At 65.3% G+C, this 17,652-nt stretch carries 15 protein-coding genes and 1 tRNA gene; 6 read left to right on the top strand and 10 right to left on the bottom strand.

Features of this window, described 5'->3' with window-relative positions; genetic code table 11:
- Positions 1–81 precede the first annotated feature (81 nt).
- Positions 82–1,083 carry an AraC family transcriptional regulator gene (locus ACFW0H_RS19795; protein ID WP_422915564.1) on the bottom strand — a complete coding sequence of 334 codons (1,002 nt, stop codon included), beginning with the start codon at positions 1,081–1,083 and terminating at the stop codon, positions 82–84.
- Between the two features lie 107 nt (positions 1,084–1,190).
- Between ACFW0H_RS19795 and ACFW0H_RS19790 the strand changes: the two genes are divergently transcribed.
- From ACFW0H_RS19790 to ACFW0H_RS19780, 3 genes are read left to right on the top strand one after another with little or no spacing between them, the layout of a single operon-like run.
- Positions 1,191–1,532 (top strand): hypothetical protein, encoded by a 342-nt coding sequence (locus tag ACFW0H_RS19790; RefSeq protein ID WP_422915563.1) that lies wholly within the window; start codon positions 1,191–1,193, stop codon positions 1,530–1,532.
- Entirely contained in the window at positions 1,522–2,115 is a 594-nt protein-coding gene (locus tag ACFW0H_RS19785; RefSeq protein ID WP_422915562.1) for a Dabb family protein, read from the top strand. Before ACFW0H_RS19790 ends, ACFW0H_RS19785 begins: the two co-directional genes overlap by 11 nt.
- 50 nt (positions 2,116–2,165) lie before the next feature.
- Positions 2,166–3,140 carry an NADP-dependent oxidoreductase gene (locus ACFW0H_RS19780; protein ID WP_422915561.1) on the top strand — a complete coding sequence of 325 codons (975 nt, stop codon included), beginning with the start codon at positions 2,166–2,168 and terminating at the stop codon, positions 3,138–3,140.
- Between the two features lie 86 nt (positions 3,141–3,226).
- Here ACFW0H_RS19780 and ACFW0H_RS19775 read toward each other — a convergent pair.
- The 5 genes from ACFW0H_RS19775 to rpsU form a co-directional block, all read right to left on the bottom strand.
- A tRNA-Ile gene (locus ACFW0H_RS19775) sits at positions 3,227–3,303 on the bottom strand.
- A gap of 15 nt (positions 3,304–3,318) precedes the next feature.
- Entirely contained in the window at positions 3,319–7,056 is a 3,738-nt protein-coding gene (locus ACFW0H_RS19770) for a bifunctional diguanylate cyclase/phosphodiesterase (protein ID WP_422915560.1), read from the bottom strand.
- Positions 7,057–7,185: 129 nt separating this feature from the next.
- A complete protein-coding gene (rpoD, locus tag ACFW0H_RS19765; protein ID WP_422915559.1) occupies positions 7,186–9,039 on the bottom strand; it encodes an RNA polymerase sigma factor RpoD in 1,854 nt (617 codons plus the stop codon).
- A 67-nt stretch (positions 9,040–9,106) separates the two neighbouring features.
- Positions 9,107–11,098, bottom strand: a complete 1,992-nt coding sequence (dnaG, locus tag ACFW0H_RS19760; protein WP_422915558.1) for a DNA primase — start codon at positions 11,096–11,098, stop codon at positions 9,107–9,109.
- A 189-nt stretch (positions 11,099–11,287) separates the two neighbouring features.
- Positions 11,288–11,503 (bottom strand): 30S ribosomal protein S21, encoded by a 216-nt coding sequence (gene rpsU / locus ACFW0H_RS19755; RefSeq protein ID WP_003085057.1) that lies wholly within the window; start codon positions 11,501–11,503, stop codon positions 11,288–11,290.
- 206 nt (positions 11,504–11,709) lie between these two features.
- On the opposite strand from rpsU, the gene tsaD reads away from it, so the two are divergent.
- Positions 11,710–12,735, top strand: a complete 1,026-nt coding sequence (gene tsaD / locus ACFW0H_RS19750) for a tRNA (adenosine(37)-N6)-threonylcarbamoyltransferase complex transferase subunit TsaD (RefSeq protein ID WP_422915557.1) — start codon at positions 11,710–11,712, stop codon at positions 12,733–12,735.
- A gap of 30 nt (positions 12,736–12,765) precedes the next feature.
- Here tsaD and plsY read toward each other — a convergent pair whose 3' ends face one another.
- Positions 12,766–13,335 (bottom strand): glycerol-3-phosphate 1-O-acyltransferase PlsY, encoded by a 570-nt coding sequence (gene plsY, locus ACFW0H_RS19745; RefSeq protein WP_422915556.1) that lies wholly within the window; start codon positions 13,333–13,335, stop codon positions 12,766–12,768.
- Positions 13,336–13,386: 51 nt separating this feature from the next.
- Between plsY and folB the strand changes: the two genes are divergently transcribed.
- Both folB and folK read left to right on the top strand, forming a co-directional pair.
- A complete protein-coding gene (gene folB, locus ACFW0H_RS19740; protein WP_422915555.1) occupies positions 13,387–13,740 on the top strand; it encodes a dihydroneopterin aldolase in 354 nt (117 codons plus the stop codon).
- Positions 13,731–14,273 carry a 2-amino-4-hydroxy-6-hydroxymethyldihydropteridine diphosphokinase gene (folK, locus tag ACFW0H_RS19735; protein WP_422915554.1) on the top strand — a complete coding sequence of 181 codons (543 nt, stop codon included), beginning with the start codon at positions 13,731–13,733 and terminating at the stop codon, positions 14,271–14,273. Before folB ends, folK begins: the two co-directional genes overlap by 10 nt.
- Here folK and ACFW0H_RS19730 read toward each other — a convergent pair.
- The 3 genes from ACFW0H_RS19730 to ACFW0H_RS19720 form a co-directional block, all read right to left on the bottom strand.
- Positions 14,246–15,478, bottom strand: a complete 1,233-nt coding sequence (locus ACFW0H_RS19730; protein ID WP_422915553.1) for a multifunctional CCA addition/repair protein — start codon at positions 15,476–15,478, stop codon at positions 14,246–14,248. The two genes, folK and ACFW0H_RS19730, sit on opposite strands and share 28 nt — an antisense overlap.
- 32 nt (positions 15,479–15,510) lie before the next feature.
- Positions 15,511–16,020 (bottom strand): DUF4136 domain-containing protein, encoded by a 510-nt coding sequence (locus ACFW0H_RS19725; RefSeq protein WP_422915552.1) that lies wholly within the window; start codon positions 16,018–16,020, stop codon positions 15,511–15,513.
- Positions 16,021–16,085: 65 nt separating this feature from the next.
- On the bottom strand, positions 16,086–17,651 hold the full coding sequence (locus ACFW0H_RS19720) for a SpoVR family protein (protein ID WP_422915551.1): 1,566 nt from the start codon (positions 17,649–17,651) through the stop codon (positions 16,086–16,088).
- Position 17,652: the final 1 nt, after the last annotated feature.

Raw genomic sequence — 17,652 nt, 5'->3', positions numbered from 1 at the left:
TCTGGGTTGGATGAACCGATTGTGTGAGCGCCGGATCCCGGCAACCGTCGCCTTCTCACTCAAGGTGCGCTACCGGATCGCTCAATGAGCGTTCCGGTAATGGCTCGGCGGATGGCCCGTGAGCCGAACCATGGCACGGCGCATCGCGGCGGCATTGCTGAACCCCAGATAACCGGCCACACGCTCGATGGGCCACTCGGTATTGCGCAGGTAATGCTTCGCCGCTTCCAGTAAACAGGCCTCGCGCAGGGTGCGGTAGCCGGTGCCTTCGGCGTGCAGTCGCCGGCGCAGCGTGGCCACGCTGAGGGACAGCGCGGCGCCGAGTTCCTGCTGGGTCGGCAGCGGCGCCTGCCGCGCCAGGGCGGCATCGATGAAACTGCGCACCTGCTGGGCCAGCGGAACCTGCGAGGCGGGCTCGCCGGCGGCCAGGCGGAACGGGAAGTCCACCAGGAAGGCCTCGAGCTCCGCAGGCCGGCGCCGCACCGGACGTGCCAGCAGTGCGGCGTCGAAGACGAAGCCGTAGGTCGGCTGACCGACCTCCACGGGGCAGTCGAACAGGCTGAGGAAGGGAATGGCGTCTTCGCGGTTCGGATGGCCGAGAAAGTTGCGCTGCGGACGGATGGGCTCGCCGATCAGCCAGGCGAACAGGCGCTGATAGAACAGCAGCCCGGTGACATCCACCAGGCAGGCCGCCGGGCTGTGCCGGCGGCGTAGCGAGTCCATGCGAAAAATCGCGGTACCGGCGTCGGTGGATAGGCCCAGCGCCCCCGCTCGCGGGTGCAGCATCGCGCAGAAGTCGGCGGCGCATTGGATGGCATCGGCCAGGGTCTGGCAGCTCAGCAGGCAACGGCAGAGCAGGTCCGCTTCGCGCTTGCGCATCGGTGCGTGGCCTTCGCCTTGTGCGACCTGGGCTTCCAGGCGCTCGATAGCCGAGCGGTACAGCGTGGCGAAGGCACCGGCCGATAGGTGGCCAGCCGCGTCGGCCATGGCCGCGCTGTCGGCACCGCTTCGGCGCAACTCATCCAGCAGTCGGGTGCCGAGGCCCTCGGAGGGTGAAATTTCGGGGGGACGGGATCGCGGCATACAGGCCAGCCTGAGCGTTCTGGTGGCGTTGGGTGATCGGCCGGGTAACGGCCCGGCCGAACCTGAGCATGCAGGATAGCCATCGAATAAGGCAAAGGGCCCGATCGATGATTCACCTTCTTGACGAACTCACCCTCGATGCCAGCGACGTGAAATCCGTGCTGGTTCTGCTCGACGAGGAATTGCTGCCGGGCCGTGCGGAGCCCGTTCCGCACTTGCTCAATCGTTGGGTCTCGCCACCGGTGGTGGTGCCCGGTGTGCCCACCACGCTCTGGCTGCTCTGGCAGGTACCCGATGTGCCGGCCTATTACCGGATGCGCGGCAACCCCGGTTCGACGCCGGCGGTCTGGCCGAAGCTGGATCGTCTCTGCAGCCAGCGGCGACGCCACATCCTGACTGACGCAGAGACCGTGCTGCCGCTGCCCAGGGAGTTCGATCATGCAGGCTGAACTCGCTCAGGTTTACCTCACTGCCGATGCCGACGTGCCCGCCTTCGAGCAGGCCCTGGCGCTCTGGTGCCAGTCCCATTCCGGTGCCTTCGGCGGCCGCAACCTGCCGGGCTGCTGGGGCGCGGGGGACTTCAGCGTCGAACTGCGCGGGGCAGATTCGGCCAGCCTGGAAGCCTTGCCCGGCGTGGCGCGGGTGGACTGGCTCAGCCACGCACCCATAGGCGCAGGCAAGCGCGCACCGGGCCTGTCCGGCGGTGTCCTGCGCACCTTGCTGTTGCGGGTGCGCGCGGATGTCCCGGCCAGCCAGGTGGAGAGCCTGGAGCGCGAACTGCTGGCCATGCCCGACTACATGGCGGGCATCCGCAACTGGCAACTCGGCCGCGTCACCTCCGGCAGCAGCTGGACCCACGTCTGGCAGCAGGAATTCGCCGAGGTGGGCGACCTGCATGGCGAGTACCTGCTGCATCCCTACCACTGGGGCTGGGTCGACCGCTGGTTCGATCCGGCTTTCCCCGAGTGGACGGTCGAAGCCATCTGCCATGCGTACTGCCCGCTGCCGACGAGCATCCTGGCGGCGGACTGAGCGAGCGCTGCAATCCACAGGCGACAGCGCCTATCCAACGGAGAAAGAACATGCGTGCAGTGGTAATGGAGCGCCTTGGCGGCGCCGAGGTTCTGCAACTGGCCGAGCTGGAACGCCCTCGGCCGGCGCCGGGTGAAGTGCTGGTACGGGTCGTCTGCGCCGGGGTCAACCCGGCCGACTGGAAATGCCGGGAAGGTTACCTGGGTGGCTTCCTCGAATACCGCTTCCCCTTCGTCCTCGGTTTCGACCTGGCCGGCACCGTGAGTGCCGTGGGCGAAGGTGTGGACGACCTGCCCCTGGGCACGAGGGTTTTCGCCCAGAGTGATGTTGGCGCCGGCAAATGGGGCTCCTATGCCGAGTACGCCTGCGTCTCCCGCGCGTCCGTGGTCAGGATGCCGGACAACCTCGACTTCGCCGCCGCTGCGGCTGTCCCGACTCCGGCCCTGGCGGCCTGGGCCGGGTTGTTCGATGAAGGCGGCCTGCTCCCCGGGATGAAGGTGCTGATCCACGGTGGCGGCAGCGCCGTGGGCGGTTTCGCCATCCAGTTCGCGCGCTGCGCCGGGGCGCAAATCGCCGCCACCTGCAGCGAGGACAACCTGGCACATGTGCGGCGAATGGGGGCCGAGTGCGCCATCGACTATCGCGCCGGGGATATCCACACGGCCCTACGCCAGTGGGCGCCCGAAGGCGTCGACCTGGTGCTCGACTGCATCGGCGCTGGCACCCTGCCCAGCGGGCTCGACCTGCTGCGTGCCGGTGGAATCCTGGTGGCGATTCTCACCCTGGTGCCGGGCGATGCGGGGCCGGACCACGGCGACGCCGCTCGACGCGGCCTGCGCACGGCAGTCGCCTACAGCCGCATGCCCAGCGGTGAGTCGCTGGGGCGGATCGCTGCCCTGCTGGCGGCCGGACGTGTGCATCCGCCACGGCTGGAGGTGCTGCCGCTGGCTGAGGTGGCGACGGCACATGAGCGTTTGCAGGAAGGCCGGTCGCGAACCAAGCAAGTGCTGCAGATTGCCGACTGAGCAGGATGCGGCCCGCTGAGTCGTCTCGCTGGGGCCATAAGGACGTGCTGAAAAGACAAAAGCCGCGCAGTGCGCGGCTTTCAAGTTGGTGGGCCCACACGGACTCGAACCGTGGACCAAAGGATTATGAGTCCTCTGCTCTAACCGACTGAGCTATAGGCCCCAGAAGGCGGGCGGATTATACAGGCGCCTTTTGCTGGGCGCCAAGCGCGGGGAGGGGGCTGAGGAACTTTCGCATGAAGTTCTCGGCAGGCAGTGCGGGACTGACGATAAAGCCTTGAATCTGCTCGCATCCTTCGGCGGCGAGGAAATTTTCCTGGGCCTTGGTCTCGACGCCTTCGGCGATCACGGTGAGCTGCATGCTGCGGCCGAGGGCGATGATGGCGCGACTGATGGCCGCGTCGTTGGGATCGTCGGGCAGGCCGCGGACGAAGGACTTGTCGATCTTCAGCACGTCCAGGGGCAGGCGCTTGAGGTAGCTCAGGGACGAGTAGCCGGTGCCGAAGTCGTCGATGGCCAGTTGCACGCCCAGGGCCTTGAGGCTGTGCAGCACGCCGAGGGCTTCCTCGGCCTGGCTCATGATGAAGCCTTCGGTAATTTCCAGTTGCAGGCGCTGAGGCTCCAGCCCAAGTCCCTGGAGCAATTGCTGCAGGCGTTCCACCAGTAGCGGCTGGCGCAGCTGGGCGCCGGCGAGGTTGATCGAGAGCGGACCGAAGGGCGCATGGGCGTCCTGCCACTGTTGCATCTGATGGCAGGCATGCTGCAGCACCCAGTCCCCCAGCGGCAGTATCAGGCCGCTTTCCTCTGCCAAGGGGATGAAGCGTTCCGGAGGGATTTCGCCGAGCTGCGGGTGGTGCCAGCGCACCAGCGCCTCGGCGCCGACCAGAGTCTGGTGTTGCAGGCTGAACTTCGGCTGGTAGCTAAGGGATAGTTCGTTGCGCTCCAGGGCGCGGCGCAATTCGGTTTCCAGGGCCATGCGCTCGGTGGCCTGGCTGGTCAGGTCGCGGGTGTACAGTTCGATGCGGTTTCGGCCGCGGGCCTTGGCGCGGTACATGGCGGCGTCGGCGTTCTTCACCAGGGTGGCGACGTCCAGGCCATGTTCCGGGAACAGGCTGATGCCGATGCTGGCGCTCATGAAGAATTCGTGCTGGCCGGCGGGGAAGGGGCCTTCGAAGCAGCGCAGCAGCTTGTTGGCCACGGCCTGGGCATCTCCGGCGTTGTGCAGCCCCGGCAGCAGGATGATGAATTCGTCGCCGCCCAGGCGAGCCACGGTGTCGATGTCGCGCAGTTGCTGGCGCAGGCGGCCGGCAATGCTCTTCAGTAGCAGGTCGCCCACCGGGTGGCCGAGGCTGTCGTTGATGTGCTTGAAACGGTCCAGGTCGATGAACAGGACGGCGCCGTGGTGGTTGTCTTTGGTGGCGTCGCTCAGGGCCAGCTGCAGGCGGCTCTCGAACAGCAGGCGGTTGGGCAGGCCGGTAAGCGGATCGTGGTGGGCCTGGTAGTCGAGGCGGGCCTGGGCATGTTTGAGCGGCGAGATATCGGCGAACACGCCGACGTAATGGGTGACCTGCTGGCGGCGGTTGCGCACGGCGTTGATGGTGAGCCATTCGGGGTAGGGTTCGCCGTTCTTGCGGCGGTTCCAGATTTCCCCCTGCCAGTGGCCTTCGCGTTCCAGTTGGTGCCACATGGCCGCATAGAAGGCGCTGTCGTGCTGGCCGGAGGCGAGCAGGCGCGGTGACTGGCCGAGGGCTTCGCTCTCGCTGTAGCCGGTGATTTCGCTGAAGGCACGGTTGACCGCGGTGATGCGCTGTTCGGTGTCGGTGATCATCACGCCTTCGGCGGTGCTTTCGAAGACGGTGGCGGCCTGGAGCAGCTTCTCCTGCATCTGCTGGCGCTCGGTGACGTCACGGGCGATGGTCAGCATGCAGGCGTCGTCGCCGATGGGGATTGGTTGGGCGGACAGTTCGCAGAGGCGGATCTGTCCGGATCTGGTGCGCACGGCGGTGGTGAAGTGCTGGATGCTGCCCTGCTCGTGGATAACCCGGATCATGTGCTCACGGTCGACGGGGTTGGCCCAGAGGCCGAGTTCCAGGGTGGAGCGGTCGCTGATGTCCTGCGGGCTGTAGCCGGTTATCCGACTGAAGCCTTCGTTGGCCTCCACCAACAGCCCGTCGCTGATGCGGGTGATGAGCAGGCCGTCCGGGGAGGCGTGGAAGGCGCGGGCGAACTTTTCCTCGGAGACCTGGAGCTGTTGCTGGGTTTCCTTGACCTGGGTGATGTCGCGGACCACCACCACCAGGGCCGGGGTGTCGTCGAGATCGATGGTCTGGGCGGAGATCAGGCCGGTGAAGGTCTCGCCATTGGAGCGGCGGAAGGGCATTTCCAGGTTGTGCAGCGGATTGCCTTGCTGCAGCCGCTGGAGGAGCTTCGGGCCGATGCCGGGAATGCCCCAGATGTCGAGTTCGGTGGCGGTCCTGCCGAGAGCGTCGTTGGCCTTGAGGCCGATCTGCTGCTCGAAGGTGTGGTTGACCGCGAGCAGGCTGCCATCGGTGCGGCGGGCGATGGCGATGATGTCCGGGCAGTTGTGGAACACCGAGGCGAATTTCTGTTCGGACAGGCGCAGGGCCTGCTCGGTCTGCTTGGCCTCGGTGATGTCGATCATCAGGCCGCGCATCATCTGGGTTTCACCATGGGGGATGAGGGTGATGATGTCGCGCACCCAGAGAATCCGGCCGTCGGCCGCGATCATCCGGTAATCGAGGCTGTGGTCACGGCCGGCGAGGGTCTCCGCTTCGCAGAAGGCATTGGCCCAGGCGGAGTCGTCGGGGTGCAGGGTACGCCGCCAGAAGCCAGGCTCGAGCCAGGTGGCGATGGGATAGCCGAGCAGCCGTTCGGCGTGGGGCGAGACGTAGGTGTAGCGGTAGTCCTCCACGCGCATTTCCCAGGCGATGGCGTTGAGGCTTTCCACCAGGCCGCGGTAGTGCTGTTCGCTGCTGCGCAGTTCGTCCTGCAAGGCGGCGCGGCTGGCCATTTCGCTGCTGAGCCGGCGGTTGACGCTGAGGACGAAGGCGAGCAAGCCGCCGAGCAGCAGCAGGCCGGGCAGCACGAAGAGCAGGAGGTGTGCCCAGTCGGTGCGTGGATAGAGCGCGTCGCCCACCCAGCGTTCCTGGATAGTGGCCGCCTCGTCCGCCGTGATATCGGCGAAGACCTTGTCGAGGATGCCGGCCAGGAGCGGGTGGTTCTTCGGCGTGGCCATGGCCAACTGATAGCGGTAGGGCGTCTCGCCACTGATGCTGATGCCATCGATCTTGAGTTGGCGCAGGCTCCAGACGCTGGAGGCGAGGTCGCCAACGAAGGCGTCCACCTGGCCGGTGGCCAGGGCCTGCAGGGCGGCGGCCACCGAGGGGTAGCCCTGAAGGCTGAGGTCGGGATGCTGCCGGCGGAGCAGTTCGTGGGGGGCGTAGTCGGCTACGACGCCGACGCGCAGGCCGTATAGGTCCTCCAGGCCGGCGGGCCGCGGACCCGTGGTCTGAGAAAGGATGACGATGGGGAAATCGAGGTAGGGGCGGCTGAAGAACAGGTATTCCTGGCGTTCCGGAGTGGACATGATGCCGGGGAGCAGGTCCAGGTTGCCATCCCGTGCCTGCTGCAACACCTGGCTCCAGCTGCTGGGTTCGATGGGGGTGAGTTTCACGCCGAGGCGCTGGCGGATCTGCTCGACGTAGTCGGCGGCCAGCCCCTGGTGGCGGCCATCGGTATCACGGAACTCGAAGGGAGGCCAGGAGGCGTCGATGCCCAGGCGCAACTCCCCGTGTCCGTCGAGCCAGGCCTGTTCCTGCGGGGTGAGCGTCAGGGCACCGGCCGGGAAGGTCCAGAGTGCCAGCCACAGCATCAGTACGGCCCGCGCTCGCGCCATTGGCGGCCTCGTTCCTTGAAGGGATGTCAGACAGCAGTGTAGACGTGGCCGCTTGCCAGCTGGAAGTGGCGGGCCGCTTTCTCGGAGGCAAAAGAAAACCCCCGGACTGGCCGGGGGTTCTCGTGTCGCTTACTCGTCGAGGAAGGAGCGCAGGTGCTCGCTTCGCGACGGGTGGCGCAGCTTGCGCAGTGCCTTGGCTTCGATCTGGCGGATACGCTCGCGGGTTACATCGAACTGCTTGCCGACTTCCTCGAGGGTGTGGTCGGTGTTCATGTCGATGCCGAAACGCATGCGCAGGACCTTGGCTTCACGGGCGGTGAGGCCGGCCAGGACTTCGCGGGTGGCTTCCTTGAGGCTTTCCACGGTGGCGACGTCGATCGGGGACTGCATGGTGCTGTCCTCGATGAAGTCGCCCAGGTGCGAGTCCTCGTCGTCGCCGATCGGGGTTTCCATGGAGATCGGTTCCTTGGCGATCTTCAACACCTTGCGGATCTTGTCCTCAGGCATTTCCATGCGCTCGCCAAGCTCTTCCGGAGTGGGCTCGCGACCCATTTCCTGCAGCATCTGGCGGGAGATGCGGTTGAGCTTGTTGATGGTCTCGATCATGTGCACCGGGATACGTATGGTGCGCGCCTGGTCGGCGATCGAGCGAGTGATCGCCTGGCGGATCCACCAGGTGGCGTAGGTCGAGAACTTGTAGCCGCGACGGTATTCGAACTTGTCCACCGCCTTCATCAGGCCGATGTTGCCTTCCTGGATCAGGTCGAGGAACTGCAGGCCGCGGTTGGTGTACTTCTTGGCGATGGAGATCACGAGACGCAGGTTGGCCTCGACCATCTCCTTCTTCGCCCGGCGGGCCTTGGCCTCACCGATGGACATGCGGCGGTTGACGTCCTTGATCTCGTTGACGGTCAGTTCGACTTCCTGCTCGAGATCCACCAGCTTCTGCTGGTTGCGCTTGACGTCGTCCACCAGCTTGCCGATGGCTTCGGCGTACTTGGCCTTGCCCTTGGCCAGACCGTCGGCCCAGCCGAGGTCGACTTCGTTGCCCGGGAACAGGCGCAGGAAGTCGGCGCGCGGCATGCGGGCGTCACGCACGCAGAGCTGCATGATGGCGCGTTCCTGGGCGCGGACGCGGTCCAGGGCGCTGCGGACTTTTTCCACCAGGGCGTCGAATTGCTTCGGCACCAGCTTGATCGGCATGAAGAGTTCGGCCAGGGCCAGCAGCTCTTCGGTAGCCTGCTTGCTGTCGCGGCCGTGCTTCTTCAGGGCCTTCTTGGCTTTCTCGAGCTGATCGGAGACGGCGGTGAAGCGGCGCAGGGCTTCTTCCGGATCCGGACCGCCATCGCCTTCTTCCTCGGCGTCGTCACCTTCGCCTTCTTCGTCTTCCTCTTCGTCCTTGTCCTTGGCCGACGCGGTGTCGTCCTTCAGTTCGACCGGCTCGACTTCCTCGGCCGGCAGCGTGCCGTCATCCGGGTCGATGTAGCCGCTGAGAACGTCGGACAGGCGGCCACCTTCACTGGTGACGCGCTGGTATTCGGCGAGGATGCCGTCGACGGTGCCGGGGAAGTGGGCGATAGCGCTCATCACTTCGCGGATGCCTTCCTCGATGCGCTTGGCGATTTCGATTTCGCCTTCGCGGGTCAGCAGTTCCACGGTGCCCATTTCGCGCATGTACATGCGCACGGGGTCGGTGGTACGGCCGATGTCGGTCTCCACCGCGGCCAGGGCGGCGGCGGCTTCTTCAGCGGCGGCTTCGTCGGTGTCGGCTTCGGCCAGCAACAGGGCATCCGCATCCGGGGCACTCTCGAATACGTTGATCCCCATGTCGTTGATCATGCGGATGATGTCTTCCACCTGTTCCGGATCGGAAATATCCTCCGGCAGGTGGTCGTTGACCTCCGCGTAAGTCAGGTATCCCTGCTCACGGCCACGGGCGATCAACTCTTTGAGGCGAGACTGCTGTTGCGCTTTTCCGGACATAGCACCCTATCCACTTAAGGTCTTGGCGGGCTGAAAACAAGCCGAGGATTATACCTGATCCGGGGCCTCACGCGCCAGTTGGGGTCGGAGTCAGGGGAGACGTGTTGCGGCTGAGAAGGTCGCGCAGCTGATCTTTCTCCTCTGCGCTGAGTTCGCTTTGCCGTGCTTTCCGCAGCAGATTTTCCAGGCGGCGTTCCCGCTGGCGAGCCGACAACCTAGTTATAGTGTCAAAAAACTGTTGTTCAAGGTTGTCTGCGGAAATCAGCCATTCCTTTTCCGCCAGGGCCCGCAGTAGACGGCCCTGTTCGGTGCCATGCCAGCGCGCGATCAGCTGCAGCGAACGCAATTTCGGATTCTTCTGCACGGCTTCCACCAGTGAAACCATGAGCTGGGCGTAGGTGTCGTCTTCGGCAGCGAAATGGCTGGCATCTTCCACCTTCTGTGCCAGGGAGGGGTGGTGCAGCAGGGTGCGCAAGGCGGTCAGGGTGGGGGATTCCACCTTCACTTCCGTGCGTGGTGGGCGCTTGAAGTCGTCGCGGCCCTTGCCCCATTTTTTGCCGTCCTTCTTCCAGTCGTCCTTTTTCCAGTCTTCCTTGCGCCGTTCGCCTTTCTGCCAGTTGCCCTGCGGTGCGGCGGGTTGCTCGAAGTACTGCGAATGGTCTGGTTCGTGCTGCTGGTTGTCATAGCCGGCGAAGGATTCGTAGTAGGAATCGTCCGGGTGGCCATGGCTGTCGCTGCTGACAGTGGTTGGGGCGCTGCGGGCGAACTGGCCGAGGGCATCGCCGTTCAGTCCGGTGATTTCGCCCAGACGCTGGCGCATCAGGACCTTGAGGTTGGCGCCGGGGATGCGCTCGATCAGCGGCGCCGCCAGGGTCGCCAGGTGCGCCTTGCCTTCCAGGGAGGTGGGGTCGGCTTCCTGGGTCAATTGCTGGAAGAAGTAGTCGGCCAGGGGCTGGGCATGCTGGTTGATGCGTGCGCGGAAGGCGTCGGTGCCTTCCTTGCGTACCAGGCTGTCCGGGTCTTCGCCTTCCGGCAGGAAGAGGAAGCGTGCGCGGCGACCGTCCTCCAGGCTCGGCAGGGTGGCTTCCAGGGCGCGCCAGGCGGCCTTGCGCCCGGCCTGGTCGCCGTCGAAGCAGAACAGGATGCTCGGCACCAGGCGGAACAGGCGGCGGATGTGCTCTTCGCTGGTGGCGGTGCCCAGGGTGGCGACGGCGTTGCGCAGGCCCTGCTGGGCGAGGGCGATAACGTCCATGTAGCCTTCGACGACCATGATCTCGTCGAGGTTGCGGTTGTGCTTGCGTGCCTCGAAAAGCCCGTAGAGCTCCTGGCCCTTGTGGAATACCGGGGTTTCCGGGGAGTTCAGGTACTTGGGCTTGTCGTCACCAAGCACCCGGCCGCCGAAGGCGATGATGCGTCCGCGGCTGTCGCGGATGGGGAACATCACTCGGTCGCGGAAGCGGTCGTAACGCTTGCCGGTATCGGCGTTCTCGATCAGCAGCCCGGCGTCGATCATGTGCTTCTGCTGAAGGCTGTCACCGCCCATGTGCTTGAGCAGGTTGTCCCAGCCGGGCGGGGCGAAGCCCAGGGCGAAGTCGCGGGCGATCTCGCCGGTCAGGCCGCGGCCCTTCAGGTATTCGACCGCGGCCTTGCGGGTCGGGTGCTGCTTGAGCGCATGGCGGTAATAGTCCGATGCGGCCGTCAGCAGGGGGTAGAGCGGAGAATCAGTGGGTTGCCGCGGCCCCTTGCTGCGCCCGCCGTCTTCCCGCGGGACTTCCAGGCCGGAGCGCTTGGCCAGCTCTTCGACTGCCTGGGGGAAGTCCAGGTGGTCGTGGTCCATGATGAAGCCGAGAGCATTGCCGCCAGCGCCGCAGCCGAAGCAGTAATAGAACTGCTTGTCCGGGCTGACGCTGAAGGACGGCGTCTTCTCGTTATGGAAGGGGCAGCGTGCGCTGTAGTTCTTGCCGGCCTTCTTCAGCTGCACGCGCGCGCCGACCACTTCGACTATGTCGGTGCGGTTCAGCAGGTCGTCGATGAAGCCTTGGGGGATCAGGCCGGCCATAGGGTGCTCGGGACGCGGTAAGGTTCAAAGCATACTCGCGCCCGGTCGGTGGCGACAGGCGGGAGTCGGATGCTGGAAAGCAAAAAACTCCGCCATTCGCCAAAGCGAAGCGGAGTTTCTCGTGTGCCCGGTATGCACTCGCCCGGCCGGGGCCGGGCGATGCTTGAGCGTGCGGCGGAGCCTGTTAACTCAGTACAGGCGCTCGCGGCGGCGCTGCTCGCGCTGCACTTTCTTGGCGTGACGCTTGACCGCGGCGGCGGCTTTGCGCTTGCGCTCAGCAGTGGGCTTCTCGTAGAACTCACGGCTGCGGACTTCGGCCAGTACGCCGGCTTTCTCGCAGGAGCGCTTGAAACGACGCAGGGCTACGTCGAAGGGTTCGTTCTCTTTAACTTTGACGGCTGGCATCCAGGTCGTACCTTCATCAATTACCGAATGGTCGACGCATTCCGGCAAAAGCTGGCTCGGTGGCGCGTCGGATTTCAAGGGCTGCGGATATTAACGCCTCAGGGCGCGGAATGCAAAGCCTTCAGTCGAAAACCGCTGGTCGGCAGAAGGGGCGGCGATTATGATTCGCGCCTTCTTATTTTGCCAAGCCAGAAAGGCTCGTACCCATGCTAGTGCTGGGGTTGGAAACCTCCTGCGACGAAACCGGCGTCGCCCTTTATGACAGCGAACGCGGCCTGCTGGCCGACGCGCTGTTCAGTCAGATCGACCTGCATCGGGTCTATGGCGGCGTCGTGCCCGAATTGGCATCCCGTGACCACGTCAAGCGCCTGTTGCCACTGCTGCGCGAAGTGCTGGAAACGGCCGGTCGCAAGCCCGAGGACATCGACGGCATTGCCTACACCGCGGGCCCCGGCCTGGTGGGCGCATTGCTGGTGGGGGCGTCCTGCGCCCAGGCCCTGGCCTTTGCCTGGGGCGTCCCGGCGCTCGGCGTCCACCATATGGAAGGCCACCTGCTGGCTCCGATGCTGGAAGAGCAGCCACCGCAGTTCCCGTTCGTCGCCCTGCTGGTGTCCGGCGGCCACACCCAACTGGTGCGGGTGGATGGCATCGGCCGCTATGCGCTGCTCGGCGAGTCGGTGGATGACGCCGCCGGCGAAGCCTTCGACAAGACCGCCAAGCTGATCGGCCTCGGTTACCCCGGTGGCCCTGAAATAGCCCGCCTGGCCCAGAACGGAACCCCGGGGCGCTTCACCTTCCCGCGGCCGATGACCGACCGTCCTGGCCTGGACTTCAGCTTCAGCGGGCTCAAGACCTTCGCCCTCAACACCTGGCAGCAGTGCCGCGATGCTGGGGACGACGGCGAGCAAACCCGTTGCGACATCGCCCTGGCCTTCGAGCAGGCGGTGGTGGAGACTCTCACCATCAAGTGCAAGCGGGCCCTCAAGCAGACCGGCATGAAGCGCCTGGTGATCGCAGGCGGCGTCAGCGCCAACCAGTCGCTGCGCCAGTCGCTCGGCAAGATGCTCGGCGACCTCAAGGGTGAGGTGTTCTACGCGCGCCCGCGCTTCTGTACCGACAACGGCGCGATGATCGCCTACGCCGGTTGCCAGCGCTTGCTGGCGGGGCAGCAGGAAGGTCCGGCGATTGCCGTGCAGGCGCGTTGGTCGATGGAGCATCTACCAGCTGTCTGACGGCTGGTTGCGCCGTTTTCTCTCAAGTATTCAGAAATGCCGTTCGCGTCCGGCGAAAAGGTCGCGTAGATTGCCGCGATGGCGCCAGACGATGAGTCCGGTCAGCACGGTCATCGGCAGGAGCGCGCCGGGTTGTTGCCAGGCGAGCAGCGGCAGGGTCAGCGGGGTGGCGATCAGTGCCGCCAGGGAGCTGGTGCGGGTCAGGTAGAAGGTCAGCAGCCAGGCGCAGATGGCCAGCAGCGCGGCCGGGGGATACAGCCCCAGCAGCATGCCGGCGGCGGTGGCGACACCCTTGCCGCCGCGGAAACGGAAGTAGATGGGATACAGGTGCCCGAGCACCGCGGCCAGGCCGACCCAGGCCTGCTGCTGGATGTCGAGGCCGCAAAGGTGGGCGACCAGCACGGGCAACAGGCCTTTCAGCAGGTCGCCGAGCAGGGTCAGGATCGCCAGTTTCTTTCCCGCCACCCGCAGCATGTTGGTGGCGCCAGGGTTACCGGAGCCCTGGGCACGCGGGTCGCCCGTGCCGAACAGCCGGCTGAGCAGAATGGCGAAGGACAACGATCCGAGCAGGTAGGCGAGAGTCGCCAGCAGCCAAAACATGGTATCCATTCCGGGGCGAGGAAGTCCCGATTCTAGCGGGGCAGCACTGACGTGGACACGGTTTTCATCGAGGGTCTGGAGGTTGACACCGTAATCGGTGCCTATGACTGGGAGCGCAGCATTCGCCAGTGCCTGCGCCTGGACCTGCAGCTGGGCTGGGACAACCGTCCGGCGGCCGAAGGCGACGACCTCGAGAAGGCCCTCGACTATGCGGCAGTTTCCCAGCGCATCCAGTCCTTTGCCGCCGAAGCGCAGTTCCTGCTCGTGGAAACCTTCGCCGAGCGGCTGGTGGCGGCGCTGATGGCCGAGTTCCATATTCCCTGGGTCCGTCTGAAGTTGCACAAGCCTGGCGCAGTACCAGCGGCCAGCAGCGTTGGCGTGGAGATCGAGCGCGGATGTCGCTGACCCCTATCTATCTCGGCCTCGGCAGCAACATCGAGCGCGAGCGCAACCTGACTGCCGGGCTTGAAGCGCTGGCCGGCTTCCTCCATGACATCAAGTGCTCGCCGGTGTTCGAGAGCCTTCCCGTGGGTATCAAGAGCGGCAATTTCTTCAATTTTGTGGTCTCCGCCCGCACCGACCTGTCGCTCCACGAGCTGGATCGCCGGCTGAAGGTGATCGAGGCGGACAACGGCCGTTATGCGCCGGGGCGCAAGGGTCTGCCCCTGGACATCGACGTGCTGCTCTATGGCGATCGGACGGGCAATTTCGATGGCCTGGTGCTGCCGCGTCCCGAAGTGCTGAAAAACGCCTTCGTGCTCTGGCCCCTGGCGCTGCTCGCGCCCGAGGTGAGGCACCCTGGCGAAGGTCGCACGTTCGCCGACCTTTGGCAGAGCGCCGCCATCCAGCAGGCGCTCTGGCCGGCATCCTTCTCCTGGCGCGGCGTCGAGCTGACGCCGCCTGAACTGCTTCAGGCCTTTCCGCCGCTCTCCCTGTAAGCCTTCAGTGCCTTGAGGCGCTCGCCCTTGAGCGCCTCGCCCAGTTCGGCGCCCTTGAATCCCTTCTCCAGCAGCGGCTGCACCGCCACGGCGCGGGCGACCGTGGCCGCGCCCAGCAGGTAGGCGGCCTGGGGATAGTCGCGCTGTTCAAGGCCGGTGCGGCCCCGGGCGTCCATTTCGCAGGCGGCGACGAACTCCTCGAAGCGCTGCGGACGGCGGTAAACGTCGAAGCTCTGCAGCAACTCAAGCAGGGTCGAGGCGCGCAGTTCCAGGGCACGGTGGGCGTGGGTGTGGTACTCGCCCACCAGCAGCGCCAGTTCCTGGCAGTCGCGAGGTGCCTTGCAGCGCTCGTTGACCGCCTTGATCGGCTTCAGCCCGCGCTTTTCATGGGCGATGTGCTGCGGCCATTCCGCCTCCGGGGTCAGGCCCTTGCCCAGGTCGTGCAGCAGGCAGGCCCAGCGTACCGTCAGCGGCTGCTGGTGTTCCGCGCACTGGCGCAGCACGGCCAGCACATGCACACCGGAATCCACTTCGGGGTGGTGCTGCGCAGGTTGTGGCACGCCGAACAGGCGATCAAGCTCGGGCAGCCAGGCGGCGAGGGCGCCGCAATCGCGCAGCACCTGGATGAACACGTCCGGCCGCGGTTCCATCAGTGCGCGTGAGATCTCCTTCCAGCTGCGCTCGGGCGTCAGGGCGTCCAGTTCGCCGGACTCGGCGATCTGCCGCATCAGCTCCAGGGTTTGCTGGGCCACCCTGAATCCCACGGGGGCGTAGCGGGCGGCGAAGCGCGCCACTCGCAGCACGCGCAAGGGGTCTTCGGCAAAGGCGGGGGATACGTGGCGGAGCAGCCGCGCTTCGAGGTCCTTCTGGCCGCCGTAAGGGTCGATCAGGTTGCCATGGTCATCTTCGGCCATGGCGTTGACCGTGAGGTCGCGGCGGATGAGGTCCTGTTCCAGGGTTACGTCCGGGCTGGCGTAGAAGGTGAAGCCGCCGTAGCCGCGACCGCTCTTGCGCTCGGTTCGCGCCAGGGCGTATTCCTCGCCGGTCTGCGGGTGGAGGAACACCGGAAAGTCCGCGCCCACCGGGCGGTAGCCCTGTTCGAGCATTTCTTCGGCAGTGGCGCCCACTACCACCCAGTCGTTTTCGGTCACCGGGTGTCCCAACAGGCGGTCGCGCACCGCGCCACCAACTTTGTATATCTGCATTGAAGGCCTCCGTGGCAGCGGAGGATATCAGCCTAGCGGGCTGCCGGGACTTGCTCGATCAACGCACGGACCGCGTTTTCCAGTAGTTCGGTACTGTCCCAGGACGGGCTGAGGCCGGTGCTGGCCAGTCCCTCCCACAGCACTTGCCCCGTCTGGTCCGTCAGGCGCAGGCGCAAGGAGCCGGATTCATCGCGCAGGCGATGGATGGCTTGGTAGGGGCCGAGGGGGCTGGGCGGTGCCTGGTCGACCTTGAACTCCAGTGGCGCATCGCTGATTGCCAGCCAGTAATAGACCCGCAGCTGGGCATTGGCAGAGGCGCGGTAGCCGCGGTTTTCCAGGCCCTGGCGGAGTAATGGGGCGAGCTGGGCGTAGCGTTCCTGGTAAGGCGGCTCGCCATCCACCGCCCGTTCCGGCGAGGCCAGTTCGAAGCGGCTGCGCCCGGCCAGTTCGGGCGCGGCCGGTTGCAGGATTCGAACCAGCGGTACATGGGTGGAGCAGGTTGCCAGGGCCAGGCACAGCAGCAGTACGAGGAACAGTCGCATCTGAGGGCGGCTCCCATTGAGGATGAAACGCATGCTCGGCGCGTGCCGGGCATGCGGTCAACCGATCAAATGGGCGGAATGATCAGGTCCAGGCGTGGGTATTCCCCGTCCTCAGTGCGCTCCCCCTTTGGGGGGACGTGGTGGCTCCCGGTGATCTGTTCGCCGTGGCGGGTTTCCAGGTGGATGTCGAAACCCCACAGGCGATGCAGGTGCTTGAGCACTTCGTCGGTGGAGTCGCCCAAGGGTTTGCGGTCGTGTTGCTGGTGGCGCAGGGTCAGCGAGCGGTCGCCCCGGCGGTCGACACTCCAGATCTGCACGTTGGGTTCGCGGTTACCGAGGTTGTACTGGGAGGCCAGGGTCTCGCGGATCAGGCGGTAGCCTTGCTCATCGTGGATCGCCGGCACCAGCAGCTCGTCCTTCTGGTCGTCGTCGAGGATGCTGAACAGCTTGAGATCACGGATCACCTTGGGGGAGAGGAACTGCAGGATGAAGCTTTCGTCCTTGAAGCTCTTCATGGCGAACTTGAGGGTGGACAACCAGTCGCTGCCGGCGATGTCCGGGAACCAGTGCTTGTCCTCCTCTGTGGGGTCTTCGCAGATACGGCGGATGTCGCGGTACATGGCGAAGCCCAGGGTGTAGGGGTTGATCCCGCTGTAATAGGGGCTGTCGAAGCCCGGCTGGTAGACCACGCTGGTGTGCGACTGCAGGAACTCCATCATGAAGCCATCGGTGACCAGGCCTTCGTCGTAGAGGTCATTGAGGATGGTGTAGTGCCAGAAGGTGGCCCAGCCCTCGTTCATCACCTGGGTCTGGCGTTGCGGGTAGAAGTACTGGGCAATCTTGCGCACGATGCGCACCACTTCCCGTTGCCAGGGCTCCAGCAGCGGTGCGTGTTTCTCGATGAAGTAGAGGATGTTTTCCTGGGGTTCGGCGGGGAAGCGCTGGTTGTCCTTGTCCCCGCCCTTGCCGGCGCCCTTGGGAATGGTGCGCCAGAGGTCGTTGATCTGCTTCTGCAGGTGCTCCTCGCGTTCCTTCTGCCGGCGTCGCTCTTCCTCGGCCGAAATAGGGTAGGGGCGCTTGTAGCGGTCGACTCCGTAGTTCATCAGGGCATGGCAGGAGTCCAGCAGGTCTTCCACTGCATCTATGCCGTGGCGTTCTTCGCACTGGTTGATGTACTGCTTGGCGAACACCAGGTAGTCGATGATGGAACTGGCGTCGGTCCAGGTGCGGAACAGGTAGTTACCCTTGAAGAAGCTGTTGTGGCCGTAGCAGGCGTGGGCGATGACCAAGGCCTGCATGGTGATGGTGTTTTCCTCCATCAGGTAGGCGATGCAGGGATCGGAGTTGATCACGATCTCGTATGCCAGGCCCATCTGGCCACGGGAGTAGCCCTTCTCGGTGGCGAGGAAATGCTTGCCGTAGGACCAGTGGTGGTAGCCGATGGGCATGCCGACGGAGGCGTAGGCATCCATCATCTGCTCCGCGCTGATCACCTCGATCTGGTTCGGGTAGGTGTCCAGCGCATAGCGTTCGGCGATCCGGCTGATTTCGCGGTCATAGGCGCGGATCAGGTCGAAGGTCCATTCCGACCCCGTGGAAATTGGCTTGCGTTCCTTCTTGCTGGCAGTCATT

It is taken from the genome of Metapseudomonas cellulosilytica (assembly GCF_049334135.1).
In the GTDB taxonomy this organism is placed as follows: domain Bacteria; phylum Pseudomonadota; class Gammaproteobacteria; order Pseudomonadales; family Pseudomonadaceae; genus Metapseudomonas.
This window is presented reverse-complemented; position numbering and strand designations above follow the sequence as displayed.